The sequence below is a fragment of the Undibacterium sp. genome, from assembly GCF_030683615.1.
Classification (GTDB): Bacteria; Pseudomonadota; Gammaproteobacteria; order Burkholderiales; family Burkholderiaceae_D; genus Undibacterium; species Undibacterium umbellatum.
The window spans coordinates 124,135-141,427 of sequence record NZ_JAUXQE010000036.1; the positions used below are offsets into that span (position 1 = coordinate 124,135).

The following is a 17,293-nucleotide window of genomic DNA, read 5'->3' on the forward strand; positions in this document are numbered from 1 at the left end:
GCTTATTGCAGCAAGCTTATTGCTTGTCATCCCCGCGCACAAATTTTTGTACTGCCGCCCCCATTTTCAAGAGCTTCATCAGGGTATTCGGTTCCAGTCGCAGCATTTCATCGGTCCAGGTGGTGACGGTCTTCATTAGTGCCAGCGTTTCTGCTATGCGCAACTGTGTGGCCTTGTCTTCCTGATCCAGATCAGGGCTATCCAGGCATTGCTGCAAAGTAGTGATGGTGGGATTGAACTCTCTTTCCTTGCGCTCACGCACTACTGTGCGAAACAATTCCCAGACATCAAGCGAAGTTTCATAATGTGCTCTGCGGTCACCCATGACATGCGCGAGTTTCACCAGCTTCCAGTTTTGCAGCTCTTTCAGCGAATTGGATACATTCGATCTGGCTACACCCAATGTGTCTGCAATTTCTTCTGCCTGCATGGGGCAGCCAACGATATACAGCAGGGCATGAATTTGGCTCACGGTACGGTTAACACCCCATAAGGTGCCCATTTCGCCCCAGTGCAGGATAAATTTTTGTTTGACGGGTGTAAGTTCCATGAGCACAGTGTAGTTAATTCCTTTATTTCAGTCAAGACAGAAATAAAAGAATTATAAATTTCCTTAATAAAAGATAAAATTGCTGTGAATGAGACTTTAACAAGATATCAAAGAAGAGAGGCATTGATGGATGATTTGCACGCAGTATTAAATTTCTGGTTTGGGATGGATCCCGACGATGCCAAGACCGCGCAATCCCAGACCAGATTATGGTGGTCCAAGAGCGATGATCTGGATGCTGCCATCAGGGATGGTTTCGCCAATTTAACCGAACAAGCAATGCAAAAGGAATTGGCAGGCTGGGAAAATACAGCAGAAGGCAGGCTGGCACTGATCATCCTGTGTGACCAGTTCCCCAGGAATATGTATAGAAACACGCCCGAGTCCTTCGCTTATGATGCGCAGGCCAGGGCTTATTGTGAGGCGGGTCTGCTGGCACAGGCTGACCGCCAGTTGCGCCCTATCCAAAGAGTTTTCTTTTACCTGCCGCTGGAACATTCAGAGTCGCTGGCAGACCAGGACAGGGCTGTGGCCTTGTTTGATGCCTTGCGCCAGGAAGTGCCTGAAGCACAGCGCGAGACTTTTGAAGGTTTTTATCAATTCGCCATCAAGCATCGCGTAGTCATCCAGCGCTTTGGCCGCTTCCCGCACAGGAATGCAATTTTGGGAAGAGCATCAACACCAGAAGAAGTGAAATTTTTATCTGAACCTGGATCGTCTTTTTAAAAGATGGCAGCAGGCTACTACGGAGTACTCGACCATGATTCAACAACTTGCAACACCAGGTGTCTATGTCACTGAAGTGGATGGTTTTTCCAGTGCCGTGGTGGCGGTGCCAACTGGCATACCTGTCTTTGTGGGATATACAGCCGAGGCCAGCGGTGCGGGTAAGCCCATACTCATTTCATCCCTGAGTGAGTACATCAGCATTTTCGGCGCTGCACCACAAATAGAGTATGACTACGTGAGCAATACGCAGGCGATGCCACCATATCGGGCCAATAAAGCTGCGCCGGCTTTCGGTTTATATTTTGGTTTGCAATTGTTCTTCAATAATGGTGGCGGGGTTTGCTACATCCTTTCTCTTGGTACTTATGGCGATGTAATTGCTGTGGGTACTTTTAGCAAGGACGCTTATACCAGTGCGCTGGCTGTTGTCGCTGCATGTACAGAAGCTGATTTGCTGGTCATGCCCGATGCTGTGCACCTCAGCCTGGATGACTGGACCAGTGTTTCGCAACTGGCTTTGCAAAGCTGTGAACAAGCGCAGCATCTCATGTGCGTACTGGATGTACTCAATGGCTATTTACCCGCAGATGGCAGTGCGCAAGACCCTGTCACTGGCGGCACAGGCAACGGTGGCTTCTACAGGATTGCCGGGCTGGGTGATGAGTTCAATAAATATGGCGTCAGTTATTATCCATGGCTGAATACGAATATCGTCAGTATCAGTGACATCGATTACAGCTGGGTTTCAGCTGGTACCTTGCCTTTGCTGGTAGCAGATTTGAATACGGAAGCAACCACTTTATTTCCTGCCGACCCTGCTGGTAATGCGACAAAGCTAAAGGCTTACTTAAGCATCGTCGCCTTGTTGCCGCAAACAAGTGACGCAGTGGCAGTGCGTCAGCGTCATCAAAGCCTGATGGCGGTATCGCCGTTGTATCAATCCTGCATGAACAATATCGCTGGCAGCGTTAATCTTTTGCCGCCCTCTACAGCCATGGCTGGTGTCTATGCACGTACTGATCATACTTTTGGTGTGTTTCAGTCGCCAGCTAATACGACCATCATCAATGCCATTTCTCCTGCTGTGACTGTCAATGACCAGCAGCAGGCAGATTTAAATATGCCCTTGAATGGATTGGCTGTGAATGCCATACGCACTTTTCCCAACTACGGTTTGCTGGTCTGGGGAGCGCGCACCCTGGCGGGAAATAGCGATGACTGGCGTTACATCAATGTCAGACGCACCATGATCATGCTGGAGCAATCGATTAAAACAGCTTTGCAATCCTGTGTGTTTCAAGCCAACGATAGCCTGACCTGGACTAGCGTGAATGCCTCAATCAGCAGTTTTTTGAATGCACTATGGAAGGAGGGTGCTCTGGCTGGCAGCAAGCCAGATGAGGCATATAGTGTCAGAGTTGGGCTGGGCAGCACCATGACAGGGCAAGACATACTCGATGGTGTGATGAAGGTGACAGTTTCAGTCGCGCTTACGCATCCGGCAGAATTTATCGTACTGACCTTTCAACAGCAGATGCAAACCAGCTAACTGAGAGAGTGCCTGGCACCATGCCGGGCACTCATTAAGACCTCATAAGCTAGTCATAACCAAATGTGGCTGTACTTTTGTTCAGATTGCGCGGAGCAGGTGGCGCTTTAGGTACGAAGCTGAACTGGAATTTGACATTGCTTGGGCCGTCATTTGCCACTTGCACAGTTTGTGCAAGCGGTTCGCCAAACATATTCGGCGCCCAGGCTTTGACTTCATACTTGCCGGCGGGCAGATTATTCAGGGCCACACTGCCTGACGCATCGGTCTTGGAAAAATACGGCGTATCAACTACAAAGATAAAACCGCGCATCCAGTCGTGGAAGTGGCAGACCAGGGCGACTTCACCCACTTTGTCAAACAGGACAGGTGCTGGTTCTTCTTTTTTGCTATTCACGCGCAGCTCGAAGGTCTTTGCTGGAGAAAATGATTTCAGGTGATGCTCGTGATTATCCTTGTTGGGAAAACGCACCTGCGTCCCACTGCGTATGACAGTCAGGAAAGGGCTGAAGGCATAATTCTCTTGCGACACAATGCTGGTTTCACCAGGTTTTTTTGCAGGTGAAGGCGTATCCAATGGTGTTGCGAACATAACGGCATTGCTCATGGCTTGCCCGTTCTTGTCGGTCAAATGCCCCACCAGCAAGCCAGCCTGGGCAGTTAGTGAATAACTGAGCAATCCCAAAACAGATAATGGCAGGCGGAATTTGCGGGGCGGCAGTTTTGCTTGGATTTGCATCAATTTCTCCTGATTTTCTTATAAAAACAAATGAGCGCAGGGCTATTATGCTTGAACTTTATTTGGCAAAGGAGTTTGTATCTTCTCAAGATGCTCACTTACAACAAGCCTGTCAGCAAGGGTATTGCAGCCCAGACGCACAAATTGCGCTAGACTTGCAGGATATCTATGGAGAATTGCATGAGTATTACAGTTGACGACATTAAAGCCGCATTGGCAAAAGTAACAGACCCAAACACAAATAAAGACCTGATAACGACTAAATCAGTAAAAAATATCAAGATAGAAGGCGTAGATGTGAGCCTTGACGTCGAGCTGGGTTACCCTGCGAAAAGCCAGTTTGAAATGATACGCGCTGCCGTTGTGGCAGCCATTGCAGCCTTGCCAGGTGCAGGCAAGGTCACAGTTAATGTGAGTTCGAAAATCATTGCCCATGCCGTGCAGCCTGGTATCAAGCTCATGCCTAATGTGAAGAATATAATTGCCGTGGCCTCTGGCAAGGGTGGGGTTGGTAAATCGACTACTGCTGCCAATCTTGCCCTGGCCCTGGCGGCTGAAGGTGCTGCCGTCGGTATTCTGGATGCCGACATCTATGGCCCGTCTCAACCCATGATCATGGGTATCTCTGGCCGCCCTGAGACGGTGGACGGCAAAACCATGGAGCCAATGGAAAACCATGGCCTACAAGTATCTTCCATAGGTTTCATGATAGACCCTGACGAACCCATGGTCTGGCGTGGTCCCCTCGTAACCCAGGCTATGCAGCAATTGCTGGGGCAAACCAACTGGCGCGATCTGGATTATCTGATCGTCGATATGCCACCAGGTACGGGTGACGTGCAATTGACGCTGTCGCAAAAAGTGCCTGTCACTGGTGCTGTCATCGTAACGACACCGCAAGATATCGCCTTGTTGGATGCGCGCAAGGGTCTCAAGATGTTTGAAAAAGTTGGCATCCCTATCTTGGGCATCGTCGAGAACATGAGCATCCATATCTGCTCCAACTGCGGTCATGCCGAGCATATTTTTGGCGAAGGTGGTGGGCAGAAGATGTGCGCCGATTTTGGCGTTGATTTCCTTGGTGGCTTGCCTTTGACAATGGCTATACGCCAGCAAGCTGATTCTGGTACGCCGACAGTAGTTGCTGAGCCTGACGGGAAAATTGCTGGCTTGTATAAAGACATCGCCCGTAAGGTCGCAATCAAGGTCGCTGAAAAAGCCAAGGATATGACCAGCAAGTTTCCGACCATCACCATACAAAATACCTGAGGTGCAAGCGAGTATGGATAAGCAGGCTGATTATGCTTACATGCAGCAGGCGCTGGAGCTGGCCAGACGTGCCACCATAGAAACTTCACCTAACCCCAAGGTGGGTTGCGTGATAGTGCGTGAGGGTCAGGTGCTGGGGCAGGGCTGGACCCAACCTGTAGGGCGGGCGCATGCAGAAGTGCAAGCCTTGCGCGATGCTGCCGCAAAAGGCCATGACGTGCATGGCGCAACTGCCTATGTCACGCTGGAGCCTTGTAGCCATTTTGGCCGCACGCCACCATGCGCAAATGGTCTGCGAGATGCGGGAATTGCGCGCGTGGTTGCGGCCATGCAGGATGCCAATCCACAAGTGGCAGGGCGCGGTTTAAGTATCTTGCAGGAAGCAGGCATCGAAGTTGAATGTGGTACCTTTCCTGACTTGGCTTTGCAGGCGCGGGAATTGAACATAGGTTTTTTTCAGCGCATGGAAACAGGCAAGCCCTGGGTGAGGATGAAAGTTGCTGGCAGCCTCGATGGTATCACCGCTTTGAGTAATGGCCAAAGCCAGTGGATCACCGGACCAGCAGCCAGGCAGGATGGACATCGTTGGCGTGCGCGTGCAGATGCGATTTTGACTGGCATAGGCACGGTGTTGGCAGACGACCCCATGCTGAATGTGAGGGGTATAGACACGCCACGTCAGCCAAAAAAAATCATTGTCGATTCACATCTGCGCATCTCGCCGCAAGCCAAAGTGTTGCAAGGCGGTGCCTTGATCGTATGTGCTGTGCCAGATGCAGAAAAGCAGGCGCAACTGAAGCAGGCAGGGGCAGAAGTGATTTGCTTACCGGGTGCGAATCAGCAAGTGGATTTGCCATTGTTGATGCAAGAACTGGGTCGCAGGCAAATCAATGAATTACATGTGGAAGCGGGTGCGACACTGAATGGTGCATTGATCAATCAAGGCTGTGTCAATGAATTATTACTTTACCTGGCACCCAAGCTCCTGGGGCGTGGGGCTGGTTTATTTAATTTACCAGAATTGGCGCATGTGGATCAGGCGAGGGTTTTGCAATTTCACGAAATCAGCCACGTGGGTGATGATTTGAGGATGCTGGCGCGCTTCAGATAAATCATTTGAATTGCGCAGCAGAAAAGAAAAAAGGATCGTTGAAAAATCAACGATCCTTTTTAACTGGTCGGAGTACAAGGATTCGAACCTTGGACCCCCTGCTCCCAAAGCAGGTGCGCTACCGGGCTGCGCTACACTCCGAAAAACTGGTCTGTCATTTATTATTTAAGTTGATGCAGTCTTAAAAAACAAGATCTGAATCTTCCGAAATAAAAGGGACCGTCTCTGACGATCCCTGGAATCTGGTCGGAGTACAAGGATTCGAACCTTGGACCCCCTGCTCCCAAAGCAGGTGCGCTACCGGGCTGCGCTACACTCCGAAGACCGCAATATTACTGCTTTAGGGCCTTGCTGTCAACCCGTTTGCCTGCATAGCCCACTATGCCAGCTACTTACAATGATTTTCTACTCTCGAAATATCGCTCTCGGCCAGTGAGTGGATCATCAAATCGGATGGACTTTGCCAATAATTGCAATGGTGCAGAAAAGTCATCGGCCTTGCAGGGCAGGGCGACCGGATAAAAGGCATCATTCACAATAGGTGCACCCAGGCTGCTCATGTGAAGTCGCAATTGATGTTTTCTACCAGTCACAGGCTGTAGTTGATAGAGGCTATTTTCTCCACGTCTTTCCTTGATATCTATCAAGGTCTCGGAATTGGCGATACCGTTGACCTCACGCATGACAAAGAACTTTTCTGCTTCTTCCATGCGGCTGCAATGGCGCAGGGGGAAAGACAGTTCAGACAGGTGCTTTGCGACTGCGTGATAAGTCTTTGCCATGCTTTTACGTTGAAACAGGGACTGATACTGGCCGCGAGTAGATGGGTTGTGTGAAAACAGCATGACGCCAGCGGTTTCCCTATCCAGCCTGTGTATGGGCGTCAGATCCATCAAGCCAGTATTTTTCTTCAGCCTGACCAGTAGAGTCTCCTGTAAAAAACGACCGGATGGAATGACGGGCAAGAAGTGCGGTTTATCGACTACCAACAAATGTTCATCCTGGAACAGGATTTCTTCATGAAGCGGAATAGGCGTTTCATTCTCGATTTCACGGTAGTAGTAAATACACATGCCGCGTTTGACTGTGCTGTCAGCAATAAGGACATTGCCGTGTTGATCAACGACTTCTTGTTTGTCCAGTCGTGCTCGCCAGGTGTGGGCAGCCACATCAGGGAAATGATCTTGCAAAAAAAGGAAGACATTGTCCCAATGACCTTCTGGTATCCAGATATAGCTGGGGGCGATGCCATCGCGTACGGGTAACGGCAGAAATGGAGGAGACTGGACTTGCATGCTTGATCGTTTATCGGGTGGTCTATTTGCTCCGCCATACTATCACGCAGGCATCAGTCAGGAGTTTGGCTGACTGCCTGGCATCATGAAACTATCCGCCCGGGATGTTAAAACGGTAAAATGCTGGTTTTAACCATTATCGCGTTCTAGTATGTCAGCTATATCGACAGCAGGGCGCAGGCTAGTGATCTCATGACTGTACGTACCCGTTTTGCTCCCAGCCCTACCGGCTATCTCCATGTTGGTGGTGCCCGCACTGCCTTGTTCAGTTGGGCATTTGCCCGTCATTTTGGTGGCACGTTCGTGCTGCGTATTGAAGATACCGATCTTGAACGCTCCACGCCAGAAGCCGTGCAAGCCATTCTCGATGGCATGAACTGGCTGGGTCTGCATCATGACGAAGGCCCTTTCTATCAAATGAAACGCATGGAGCGTTATAGCGAAGTGCTGGCCGACATGCTGGCAAAAGGCACTGCCTATCACTGCTATTCTTCACCGAATGAAGTTGAAGCCATGCGTGAACGTCAGCGTGCCGCAGGTGAAAAACCGCGCTATGACGGCACCTGGCGTCCTGAAGCTGGCAAGACTTTGCCAGCGATTCCGGCTGACCGCAAACCAGTAATACGTTTCAAAAACCCTCTGGAAGGTGAAGTTAGCTGGCTGGATGTCGTCAAGGGGCAAATCACTATCGGCAACCGTGAGCTCGATGATCTGGTTATTGCTCGTCCTGATGGCACGCCAACGTACAACTTCTGCGTTGCAGTCGATGACTGGGATATGCAAATCACTCACGTTATCCGTGGTGATGATCATGTCAATAACACACCGCGCCAGATCAATATCCTGAACGCGCTGGGTGCGACTCTGCCGCATTATGGTCATTTGCCTATGATATTAGGCCCTGATGGTCAAAAACTGTCCAAGCGCCACGGTGCTGTAAGTGTGATGGAATATCCAAAACAGGGCTATTTACCTGAAGCCATGCTCAATTACCTGGCCCGCCTGGGCTGGAGCCATGGTGACGATGAGATATTCTCCATGGAGCAAATGTGCAGCTGGTTCGATTTAAGTCATTTGTCTGGTTCTGCTGCCCAGTTCAATCCTGAAAAGCTGGCGTGGATCAATAACCACTATATCAAGGCGGCAGACAATGTGCGCCTGGCTGGTTTGATCAAGCAGCAAATGCTGGACGACGGGGCGCAGTTTGATAATGCGCCCGCACTGGAAGCCGTGATCGCACTGTTGAAAGAGCGCACCAATACCACGGTAGAACTGGGACAGGCGGCCATGCTGTTCTATCGCCAGCCAGCAGCAGACCCGGCGTTGATGACCCAGCATGTGACTGAGGCGATATTGCCAGCCTTGCGTCAATACGCCGAGCTATGCAAAACCGTGGAGTGGAATAAAGCAGCCCTGTCTGCCGCCATGAAACAAACCCTGGCAGACTTCTCACTGAAGATGCCACAACTGGCCATGCCTTTGCGCTTGCTGCTGACAGGCCAATTGCAGACACCATCTATCGATGCTGTCATCGAGCTGTTTGGCCGTGAAGTTGTTACGCAACGTCTGAGCGTGATTGCAGGCTAGAAAGTCTGGGGGCTTTACATCTGACGATGTATCCCCTATAATCTTGTTTCTGTTCTGCAGCGTCGGGGGTATAGCTCAGCTGGGAGAGCGCTTGCATGGCATGCAAGAGGTCAGCGGTTCGATCCCGCTTACCTCCACCAAAAAATGTGGCAGAGCAGAAAACATACTTGTTGTCCCCATCGTCTAGAGGCCTAGGACATCACCCTTTCACGGTGAGTACAGGGGTTCGAATCCCCTTGGGGACGCCAATCAACTTTATTAAGTTATTGTGGGCAACAAGTTGTTAGTATTAGGTCAGTAACACGGACAGAATATGTCCCCATCGTCTAGAGGCCTAGGACATCACCCTTTCACGGTGAGTACAGGGGTTCGAATCCCCTTGGGGACGCCAGTAAGTTCTCGTTAAGAGAAACAAAAAAGCCTTGAGAGATCAAGGCTTTTTTGTTTTTGCGGTATGCTTTACTCTTCATCAGTTTTTTCGATTCTGTATTTCTTTCGGCAATTTCGACAATAAGCATCCAACATGATGTCTCAGCGAAAAGGAGGGGAGGGATGGATAAATTCAAAAATCCCCAGGTTGCAGATGTCTTCAATAACTATCCACCTCACATGAGGCAAAAGCTGATGTACCTGCGTCAATTGGTACTGGATACTGCATCAGAATGTAAGGTGGCGGATACGCTGGAGGAAACCCTGAAATGGGGCGAGCCAAGTTATCTCGCGAAAAAAGGCAGTACTGTCAGAATAGATTGGAAGAGTTCGGCGCCTGAACAATACGCCATGTATTTTCATTGCCAGACCAGACTGCTTGATACATTTAAAGAGCTTTACAGCGACAAGCTAAAGTTTGCAGGTAATCGCGCCATTATTTTTCATCGGGATGATGAAATTCCAGTGGATGAAGTGAAGCACTGCATTCTTTTGTCGTTGACTTATCACGACAGAAAACATCTTCCCATGCTGGGCGTATAAACAAAATAAGTTGTTTATATCGATTTCTGTCGTACAGTTTGCGGGGGGCTTTATTATTGGCTTACTTCTTGATGTAGATCCGGTCAAATTCCCCGCCATCATCAAAGTGCTTCTTCTGCGCTTGCTTCCAACCACCGAAGACATCATCGACAGTAAACAAATTCACAGGCCTGAAAGAAGCAGCATATTTTTTTGCCGCGACTTCTGAGCGTGGGCGCAGATAGTGTTTGGCGATCAGGTCCTGGCCTGCTTCGGTGTACAGGAAATGCAAATAGGCGGTAGCGACTTTGCGGGTACCCAATTTGTCTGCGACCTTACCCACTACTGCAACAGGTGACTCTGCCAGGATGGAAATTTTTGGATAGACGACTTCAAAGTTGTCACCAAATTCCTGGCGCACGAGTTGTACTTCATTTTCAAAAGTCACCAGTACGTCACCAATTTCACGCTGGGTGAAGGTGGTGGTGGCTCCACGTCCGCCACCGTCGAGTACCGGGACATTCTTGAACAAGTTTTCCACCAGTTGCCTGGCTTGTGCTTCTGTGCCGCCATTCTTGATGACTGAGCACCATGCAGCAAGGTAGCTATAGCGGCCATTGCCTGATGTTTTTGGGTTGGGGATGATGACCTTTAAGCCGGGTTTGCCCAAGTCTTCCCAGTTAGCGATTTGCCTGGGATTGCCCTTGCGTGTCAGGAACACCATGGTCGAATAAAACGGCGCTGAATTGTTTGGGAATTGCTTGGCCCAGTCTTGTGGCAGCAAACCCTTGTCTGCCAGGATGTCGATATCATTGGCCTGGTTCATGGTGACTACTGATGCTTCCAGTCCATCAATGACAGAGCGTGCCTGTTTGCTGGAGCCACCGTGTGACTGGTTGACGCTGATGCTTTCGCCGGTTTTCTTTTTCCAGTCAGCGACAAAGGCAGGATTGATGTCCTTGAACAATTCTCGCGTCACGTCGTAGGATGCATTCAGGATGCCAGTGGCTGCCTGTGCGGGCTTGTAGGCAGCGATCAGACCGACACCTGCAATCAGCAAGGTGGCTGCGAAAGTATTACGGCGCTGGCGTTGGCGGGTTTTGATTAATTGTTTTACATATGCGGTTTTGTTCATTTTTTTGCTCTCCAGTTTCAGGTTAGCCATCATGAGCAAAAATGCCTGCCTTGTGAACGATGATATTTATACTTGCTTAGACAGAAATGGCATAAGTCATCCACGCGCCAGGTACGGGAAGAAACAAATAAGCATACTCAAAATTAGTCTGATAACCGGGTATGTTGACTGCACAACATGGGCATGAATTTTGTTACACTGATTGCCTGATATATTTATCCCGGGTCCAAATCCATGAAGATAATTTCCTCCCTGCTGGTGGCTTTACTGGCTACTAGTACTGCAACATTGCCAGCTTATGCGGCTGACAGTAAAGCGGCCAGTGCTTCTGCCCAGACTACACAAGCTGGTATAGACTGGCGCAAAGACAATAATGTGGATGCGGCTTTTGCCCAGGCCAAGGCCAGCAACAAGCCTTTGTTTTTGTATTGGGGGGCAGTCTGGTGCCCACCTTGTAATCAAGTGAAAGCGACGATTTTCAATCGTCAGGAATTCATCGATAAATCACGTCATTTCATCCCTGTGTACCTGGATGGGGATACACCAGGCGCGCAAAAGTTTGCTTCGCAGTTCAAGGTGCGTGGTTATCCCACCATGATCCTGTTTAAACCAGATGGCACAGAAATCACTCGTCTGCCAGGTGAAGTGGATTCTGAGCGGTATCTGCAAGTCCTGACCCAAGCATTGAACACCACATTGTCCGTTCAGGACACGATGAAACTGGCGCTGGCAGGTAGTAAAAACCTCAAGGATGAAGACTGGAGTTTGCTGGCTGACTATTCATGGGATGATCCAGAGCAAAAACTTGTTCCAGGCAAGGAACTGGTTCCCACTTTGCTGAAGCTGTCTGAGGTCAGCCCCGCAGGTTTGCATGCAACACGCCTGTACTTGCGCGGCATATATGCTGCAGCCTCTGCCAAGCCAGGCCAGACCGTGCCAACGATAGACAAGGCACAGGCGACAGAGAAAGTCTTGAAAGCCATTGCAGATCCAAAAACAGCACGGGACAACATGGACTTGCTGTCGAATGGTGCAAAAGAAATAACCGAATTTTTGACCACCAGCAAATCAGAGCAGCGCATTAAACTGGTCAATGCCTGGAATGCAGCCCTGGTCAAACTGGCCGATGATGCCAGTATTTCCAAAACCGACAGGCTGGGCGCAATCATTGCCCAAGTATCCCTGGCCAGCCTGGACAATGCCAAGCCTGAAGCAGCTCTGCAAAAAGAGGTGCAAAAGCGTGTGGGCTTGATAGAGAAAGCTACCAGCGATGCGTATGAGCGCCAGTCCGTCGTCAATGCCGCTGCCTATGCACTGGGTGGCGCCGGCTTGCTGGATGATTCCGATACTTTGCTCAAGGCCGAACTCAAGCGTTCACATTCGCCGTATTATTTCATGTCCACTCTCGGTTCAAATGCCAAAAAACGTGGTGACAAAGTGGCTGCCGCAAACTGGTATGAGCAGGCTTATAACGCAGCCAAAGGGCCTGCCACCCGTTTGCAATGGGGTTCCAACTATGTCAGCAATCTGGTTGATCTGGCGCCGAATGATGATGCGCGAATAGAAAAAGCCGTGCAAAGTGTCTTCGGTGAAGCCGCCAAAGTGGACAATGCTTTCTATGAGCGCAATCGTGCCTACCTTGAAAAAATGGGTAAAAAGCTCACAGACTGGAATAAAGAGGGGAAGCATCAAGTCACCTACCAGAAAGTGCGCACACAACTCGATGGCATTTGCAACAAGTTGCCAGCGAACGATCCACAAAAGTCTGTTTGCCAGGGTGTCTTGAATAAGTCTTGAAAGAGATAACAGCAAGGAATTTGAGTTAAGATGAGTCCTGCGGCAGTGGTGCTGCAGGATTTTTTATTGGATAAACAAGTTGCTTGAACCTGAGTGAGAATGGCCGTGGACTTTTTTCAATGGGATGAGGGTTTAAGCGTGGGCAACACCTTGATAGACCGTGATCATCAGGAATTGATAGAGTTGGTCAATAGCCTGCACCTAGCGGCTAGCGATGGCAGGGATGCAGCTCTTATTGGTCGTATTCTGGATAATTTGCTGAGCTATACACAAGAACATTTCCAGCGAGAAGAAATGCTCATGGAGTATATGAATTACCCTGACCAGCTAGCGCATAAAGCATTGCACAAAAAACTGATTGCTCAGGTCCTGGTTTTGCAAGAAGCTTTGAACAAAGGTGCGCATACTGTTGCCACGGATACTGCTGAATTATTGCGTTTCTGGCTCACCCATCATATCCATCGCAATGACAGGCAACTTGCTGCAGCAGCCAAAGAGCGTGGGCTGGATCACTTGTGAACTGAGCCAGCACCAATTACCGTTTTTACTCTGGCCTGAACTGATGGGCAAAAGTAAATTCATCCGTCCTTGCCTTGTATTTCAAGCCTTTGCGCAATGCCCAGCTCGCATATTGGTGATGCAGGGGGATGATCGCATAGTCTTGCAGGGCGATTGCAGCAGCTTTTTTTGCAAAGGCTTCGCGTTTATCGGCTTCAGTCGACGCCAGGGATGATTCTACCGCTTCGTCCAATGCACGATTACTGTATTTGCCCCAGTTCCAGCTACCCCAGCCATTTTCCGCATTGACGGTGCCCAGCACTGTACGCAAGGCAAAGTCACCCGCCAGCGAACCCCAGCCCAGCAAGGCCATGCTGTAATCACCTTTCGCCGCTTTAGGAAAGTAGACAGCCAGTGGTTGAGTTTCTACTCTGGCTTGTATACCCACCTTGCTGAGGAACTGTGCTACGGTCTGTACTATTTGTTCATCATTGATATAGCGATTATTCGGCCCGTGCAGGGCGATGGCAAAGCCATTCGGATAACCGGCTTCTGCCAGCAATTTTTTTGCTCCTTCCGGGTCATACGCTTCCACCTTCAAACTATCGTCATAACCAAACACGCCAGGTGCGACGAGGTTGGATGCAGGTACTGCCAGGCCTTCCAAAATGCGGTCAGTCAATGCGGCGCGGTTGATGGCCTTGGCGATGGCCTTGCGCACACGAATGTCCTTCAGCGGATTGGTCGTCAGCGGTTTGCCTGCCTTGTCAGTAATATAAGGTGAGACCCTGGCCTGGTGATCCAGATGCCAGAACAGGGTGCGCCACGAAACCTTTTGTTCCAGCTTGAATTTGGCATTGCTTTTCAGCTTGCTTAAATCTGCCGGAGGGATACTTTCTATGGCATCAACATCGCCAGAAAGCAGGGCCGCCATCCGTGGCGCGCCTGCAGTGATGATACGGAAGGAAACTTTATTCCAGGCCGATTTCTCGCCCCAGTAAGCATCGTTTTTCGTCAATTCAACGACATCACCACGCTTGAAATTGGCGAATTTATACGGGCCAGTGCCTATTGTGGACTTGCCGCTATTGAAATCATCGGTGCTCGCCTGTAATGCGGCCTTTTTTGAAACAATAAAGACAGAACTCATGTCCAGCGGCAGTGGGCCATATGCACTCGCTGTCTTCAGGCGCACGGTATATGGATCAATAATCTGTTTGGCAATGATTTGCTTGGTGTAGCTGGTATAGGGACCGGGGCTGTTCTTTATCTGTGCTGGCCGGTCGAGAGAAAACACCACATCGTCTGCAGTCATCTCGCTACCATCATGAAATTTCACGCCTTGGCGCAATTTGAATTCCCAGGTAGTGGGATTGATCGCTTTCCAGGACAAAGCCAGGCCTGGTGCGATACGTCCGTCAGCATCCACGCTCACCAGCGCCTCAAACAAGTGTGATGCCATGGCGTTATTCGGGCCGCTATTGAAATAATGCGGGTCCAAAGAATTGATGTCCGCTGCCAGACCAATTTTTAAATTCGCAGCAAAACTGAAGCTGACCGTTGTCATTAACAATGCAGCGATGGAGGTGGCGAGTAGATTTTTCTTATTCATAAATTGCATTATTACCTTGTTTATTTGCAAGCACTGTTGAATAGCGCACAGATACAGAGCTTAGCATTCACCGCCATTATGTGCTGAGCACTTGTCTTGATTGCAAATAATCTTTATTTATGAGCTTATGACAGGTTTGGACAATAAAAAACCGCCATGCATTTCCGCTGGCGGTTTTTGAGGGTAACGCAAATTCAGGCTGTAGTATTAATCCTTGTTCCTGTTATCTGGCCACTGGTATTGACCACAGGCTTGGGTTGCTCCGGCGGTGGTTCCGGTTGCTTCGCTGCGTTTTGCTTCAACTGCGCTTGCTGCGTAGCTTGCGCATCGGTAACCCTTTTTGCATCAGCGATCGCATCAACCTTACCGGAATCGCGGTCTGGTGCCGCACCTATGGTTTCGCTATTTTGTTTTGCACGCGCTTCTGCAGCTTGCTGAAGTAGCTGCTGGGTTTGCGCTGAACTGGAAGAATTGATTGAAGTCACCATTATCGCACTCGCTTTTGCTCACTTGGAGCGTAGATTGAAACTTATTCCAACATAGTAGTCAGGCCTGGAATATTCAAGCGATTTAAACACAAATTCATATTTATTGCTTTAGGAAAACTTGATGACGGGCAAGTTAATGATTTATTTTTCGTTCGATTTTCGTCTTACTTTAGACATTTTTTTGTATATACAAATTCGATTATATGATTGGAAAAGCTCGGTTCCTTTCGATACAGTGCTCCCCATCGGTTATATATTTTGTTTGGGAAATCAGTGTTACGAATTGAGCAATTAGCTAAGTATTACAAGGTCAACGGCCAGGATGTTTTGGCCCTCAATAATATCAATCTGGAAATTAATAAAGGACAAATTTTTGGCATCATAGGCCGTTCTGGGGCAGGCAAGAGTACCTTGCTGCGCACATTGAATTTACTGGAGCGCCCCAGCCAGGGCAAGGTGTGGATAGAAGGCGAAGACATTACTGCTTTTGACGGGCCGCAGTTACACAATTTGCGCCAGCGCATAGGTATGGTGTTCCAGCATTTTAATCTACTGTATGCAAAAACCGTCTCTGAAAATATCGCCTTTCCCCTCAAGCTGAGCGGGAAATATACAGCGCAGGAAATTCAGGCAAGAGTCATTGAATTGCTTGAACTGGTGGGTTTGCAAGATCAGGGTAATAAATATCCTTCACAATTATCGGGTGGACAAAAGCAGAGAGTGGGGATTGCCCGTGCGCTGGCAAATTATCCGCATCTATTGTTGTGCGATGAGGCGACTTCGGCACTTGATCCTGAGACTACGCAAGCCATCTTGCGCCTGCTATTGGATATCAATCAACAGCTGGGACTGACCATCGTTTTGATTACACACGAAATGCAGGTGATACGCACTATCTGCGACAAGGTAGCAGTTATTGATGCTGGTGAAATTGTTGAACTGGGTGATGTAGTCGATGTCTTCCTGCACCCTCAGCATGAGGTAACGCAGAGCCTGGTTGCTGAAAATCAGGCCCTGGATTTGTCAGCGCTGGAACGCAGTGACCAAGATCCAGGCCGTCATTTGCTGCGCCTGAGTTATGTCGGCACCAGCACGCATGAACCCATTATTACCCGCATTGCAGCGCAAACAAAAATTGATATCGCCATCTTGCAAGGGGTGATAGGGCGCATTAAGAATACGCCGTATGGACAGTTGCTGGTTGAATTGCATAGCACGCAAGAGCAGTCTGAGACTGTGGAGAATTTACTCATCAATGCAGGTGTCAGGGTCGCAAGAATCAACGCAGCGGCAGGAGTACATTGATGGATTTCTCTCAAATTGACTGGGGTGATATCGCACTGGCGACACTCGATACTTTGACCATGACAGGTGCCTCACTGCTATTCACAGTGTTGCTGGGTTTGCCTCTGGGTGTGTTGCTATTTTTGACAGGTAAAAAACAATTGCTGGAGCAGGGTTTTCTCTACGGGGTGTTATCTGTTGTGGTGAATATTTTGCGCTCCATCCCTTTCATTATTCTGCTGATTGTACTGATCCCTTTCACGCTGATATTGATGGGAACATCGCTGGGTGTGCCAGGCACGATACCGCCGCTGGTGATAGGTACGACACCATTCTTTGCGCGGCTGGTGGAAAACGTTTTGCGTGAAGTGGATAAAGGAATTATCGAAGCCTGCCAGGCCATGGGTGCCAAGACCTGGCAAATTATTTGGCATGCCTTATTACCTGAAGCTTTGCCTGGTTTGCTGGCTGCTGCAACGGTGACCACGATAGCTCTGGTGTCATATGCGGCCATGTCGGGAGTGATCGGCGGAGGTGGGCTGGGTGATCTGGCCCTGCGCTATGGTTACCAGCGTTTCCAGACTGAGGTCATGGTGGTCACGGTATTTATTTTGATTGTACTGGTGCAGTTGCTGCAATTTGCAGGTGACAAGCTGGTTTTGAAATTCACACGTAAGTAAGTTTACATTAATTAAATTG

At 49.3% G+C, this 17,293-nt stretch carries 16 protein-coding genes and 5 tRNA genes; 13 read left to right on the forward strand and 8 right to left on the reverse strand.

The genetic code is table 11. The features are described 5' to 3' along the window. Positions 1-16: 16 nt before the first annotated feature. Positions 17-550 carry a GbsR/MarR family transcriptional regulator gene (locus tag Q8K39_RS18980; RefSeq protein ID WP_110254021.1) on the reverse strand — a complete coding sequence of 178 codons (534 nt, stop codon included), beginning with the start codon at positions 548-550 and terminating at the stop codon, positions 17-19. Positions 551-676: 126 nt separating this feature from the next. Here Q8K39_RS18980 and Q8K39_RS18985 point away from each other — a divergent pair, with 126 nt between their 5' ends. Beyond that, a complete protein-coding gene (locus Q8K39_RS18985; RefSeq protein WP_305262672.1) occupies positions 677-1,276 on the forward strand; it encodes a DUF924 family protein in 600 nt (199 codons plus the stop codon). 34 nt (positions 1,277-1,310) lie between these two features. Further along, positions 1,311-2,828 (forward strand): phage tail sheath C-terminal domain-containing protein, encoded by a 1,518-nt coding sequence (locus Q8K39_RS18990; protein ID WP_305262674.1) that lies wholly within the window; start codon positions 1,311-1,313, stop codon positions 2,826-2,828. A gap of 49 nt (positions 2,829-2,877) precedes the next feature. Here the strand turns inward: Q8K39_RS18990 and Q8K39_RS18995 are convergent, their stop codons facing one another. Next, positions 2,878-3,567 (reverse strand): carboxypeptidase regulatory-like domain-containing protein, encoded by a 690-nt coding sequence (locus tag Q8K39_RS18995; protein WP_305262675.1) that lies wholly within the window; start codon positions 3,565-3,567, stop codon positions 2,878-2,880. A gap of 180 nt (positions 3,568-3,747) precedes the next feature. On the opposite strand from Q8K39_RS18995, the gene apbC reads away from it, so the two are divergent. Both apbC and ribD read left to right on the forward strand, forming a co-directional pair. After that, positions 3,748-4,836 carry an iron-sulfur cluster carrier protein ApbC gene (gene apbC / locus Q8K39_RS19000; protein ID WP_305262676.1) on the forward strand — a complete coding sequence of 363 codons (1,089 nt, stop codon included), beginning with the start codon at positions 3,748-3,750 and terminating at the stop codon, positions 4,834-4,836. A 13-nt stretch (positions 4,837-4,849) separates the two neighbouring features. Then, complete coding sequence (ribD, locus tag Q8K39_RS19005) at positions 4,850-5,947, forward strand: bifunctional diaminohydroxyphosphoribosylaminopyrimidine deaminase/5-amino-6-(5-phosphoribosylamino)uracil reductase RibD (protein ID WP_305262677.1); 1,098 nt, start codon at positions 4,850-4,852, stop codon at positions 5,945-5,947. A gap of 64 nt (positions 5,948-6,011) precedes the next feature. Here ribD and Q8K39_RS19010 read toward each other — a convergent pair. The 3 genes from Q8K39_RS19010 to Q8K39_RS19020 all read right to left on the reverse strand — a co-directional run bounded on the left by Q8K39_RS19010 (position 6,012) and on the right by Q8K39_RS19020 (position 7,242). Continuing rightward, positions 6,012-6,088 (reverse strand) — tRNA-Pro (locus tag Q8K39_RS19010). A gap of 102 nt (positions 6,089-6,190) precedes the next feature. Continuing rightward, positions 6,191-6,267 (reverse strand) — tRNA-Pro (locus tag Q8K39_RS19015). A gap of 72 nt (positions 6,268-6,339) precedes the next feature. Then, complete coding sequence (locus Q8K39_RS19020) at positions 6,340-7,242, reverse strand: pseudouridine synthase (RefSeq protein ID WP_305262678.1); 903 nt, start codon at positions 7,240-7,242, stop codon at positions 6,340-6,342. A gap of 192 nt (positions 7,243-7,434) precedes the next feature. Between Q8K39_RS19020 and gltX the strand changes: the two genes are divergently transcribed. From gltX to Q8K39_RS19045, 5 genes are all read left to right on the forward strand, one after another. Next, entirely contained in the window at positions 7,435-8,829 is a 1,395-nt protein-coding gene (gene gltX, locus Q8K39_RS19025; RefSeq protein WP_305262679.1) for a glutamate--tRNA ligase, read from the forward strand. 64 nt (positions 8,830-8,893) lie between these two features. Continuing rightward, a tRNA-Ala gene (locus tag Q8K39_RS19030) sits at positions 8,894-8,969 on the forward strand. Between the two features lie 32 nt (positions 8,970-9,001). After that, a tRNA-Glu gene (locus Q8K39_RS19035) sits at positions 9,002-9,077 on the forward strand. A gap of 67 nt (positions 9,078-9,144) precedes the next feature. After that, positions 9,145-9,220: transfer RNA gene (locus Q8K39_RS19040), tRNA-Glu, on the forward strand. A gap of 161 nt (positions 9,221-9,381) precedes the next feature. After that, on the forward strand, positions 9,382-9,801 hold the full coding sequence (locus Q8K39_RS19045) for a DUF1801 domain-containing protein (protein ID WP_305262680.1): 420 nt from the start codon (positions 9,382-9,384) through the stop codon (positions 9,799-9,801). A 61-nt stretch (positions 9,802-9,862) separates the two neighbouring features. Here Q8K39_RS19045 and Q8K39_RS19050 read toward each other — a convergent pair whose 3' ends face one another. Further along, positions 9,863-10,915 carry a sulfate ABC transporter substrate-binding protein gene (locus Q8K39_RS19050; RefSeq protein ID WP_305262681.1) on the reverse strand — a complete coding sequence of 351 codons (1,053 nt, stop codon included), beginning with the start codon at positions 10,913-10,915 and terminating at the stop codon, positions 9,863-9,865. 234 nt (positions 10,916-11,149) lie between these two features. Here Q8K39_RS19050 and Q8K39_RS19055 point away from each other — a divergent pair, with 234 nt between their 5' ends. Continuing rightward, the gene (locus Q8K39_RS19055) at positions 11,150-12,712 is read left to right on the forward strand and encodes a thioredoxin fold domain-containing protein (protein ID WP_305262683.1); all 1,563 of its coding nucleotides are present in this window, start codon (positions 11,150-11,152) and stop codon (positions 12,710-12,712) included. 105 nt (positions 12,713-12,817) lie between these two features. Beyond that, positions 12,818-13,231, forward strand: coding sequence for a bacteriohemerythrin (locus Q8K39_RS19060; protein WP_305262684.1), 414 nt, complete (start codon positions 12,818-12,820; stop codon positions 13,229-13,231). A 25-nt stretch (positions 13,232-13,256) separates the two neighbouring features. On the opposite strand, the gene Q8K39_RS19065 is transcribed toward Q8K39_RS19060, so the two are convergent. After that, the gene (locus tag Q8K39_RS19065) at positions 13,257-14,822 is read right to left on the reverse strand and encodes an ABC transporter substrate-binding protein (RefSeq protein WP_186951866.1); all 1,566 of its coding nucleotides are present in this window, start codon (positions 14,820-14,822) and stop codon (positions 13,257-13,259) included. A 194-nt stretch (positions 14,823-15,016) separates the two neighbouring features. Beyond that, positions 15,017-15,310, reverse strand: coding sequence for a hypothetical protein (locus Q8K39_RS19070; protein ID WP_186951865.1), 294 nt, complete (start codon positions 15,308-15,310; stop codon positions 15,017-15,019). A gap of 273 nt (positions 15,311-15,583) precedes the next feature. Between Q8K39_RS19070 and Q8K39_RS19075 the strand changes: the two genes are divergently transcribed. Both Q8K39_RS19075 and Q8K39_RS19080 read left to right on the forward strand, forming a co-directional pair. Further along, positions 15,584-16,615 (forward strand): methionine ABC transporter ATP-binding protein, encoded by a 1,032-nt coding sequence (locus Q8K39_RS19075; protein ID WP_305262687.1) that lies wholly within the window; start codon positions 15,584-15,586, stop codon positions 16,613-16,615. Continuing rightward, positions 16,615-17,274, forward strand: a complete 660-nt coding sequence (locus Q8K39_RS19080; RefSeq protein ID WP_186951863.1) for a methionine ABC transporter permease — start codon at positions 16,615-16,617, stop codon at positions 17,272-17,274. Before Q8K39_RS19075 ends, Q8K39_RS19080 begins: the two co-directional genes overlap by 1 nt. The last annotated feature ends 19 nt before the right edge of the window (positions 17,275-17,293 follow it).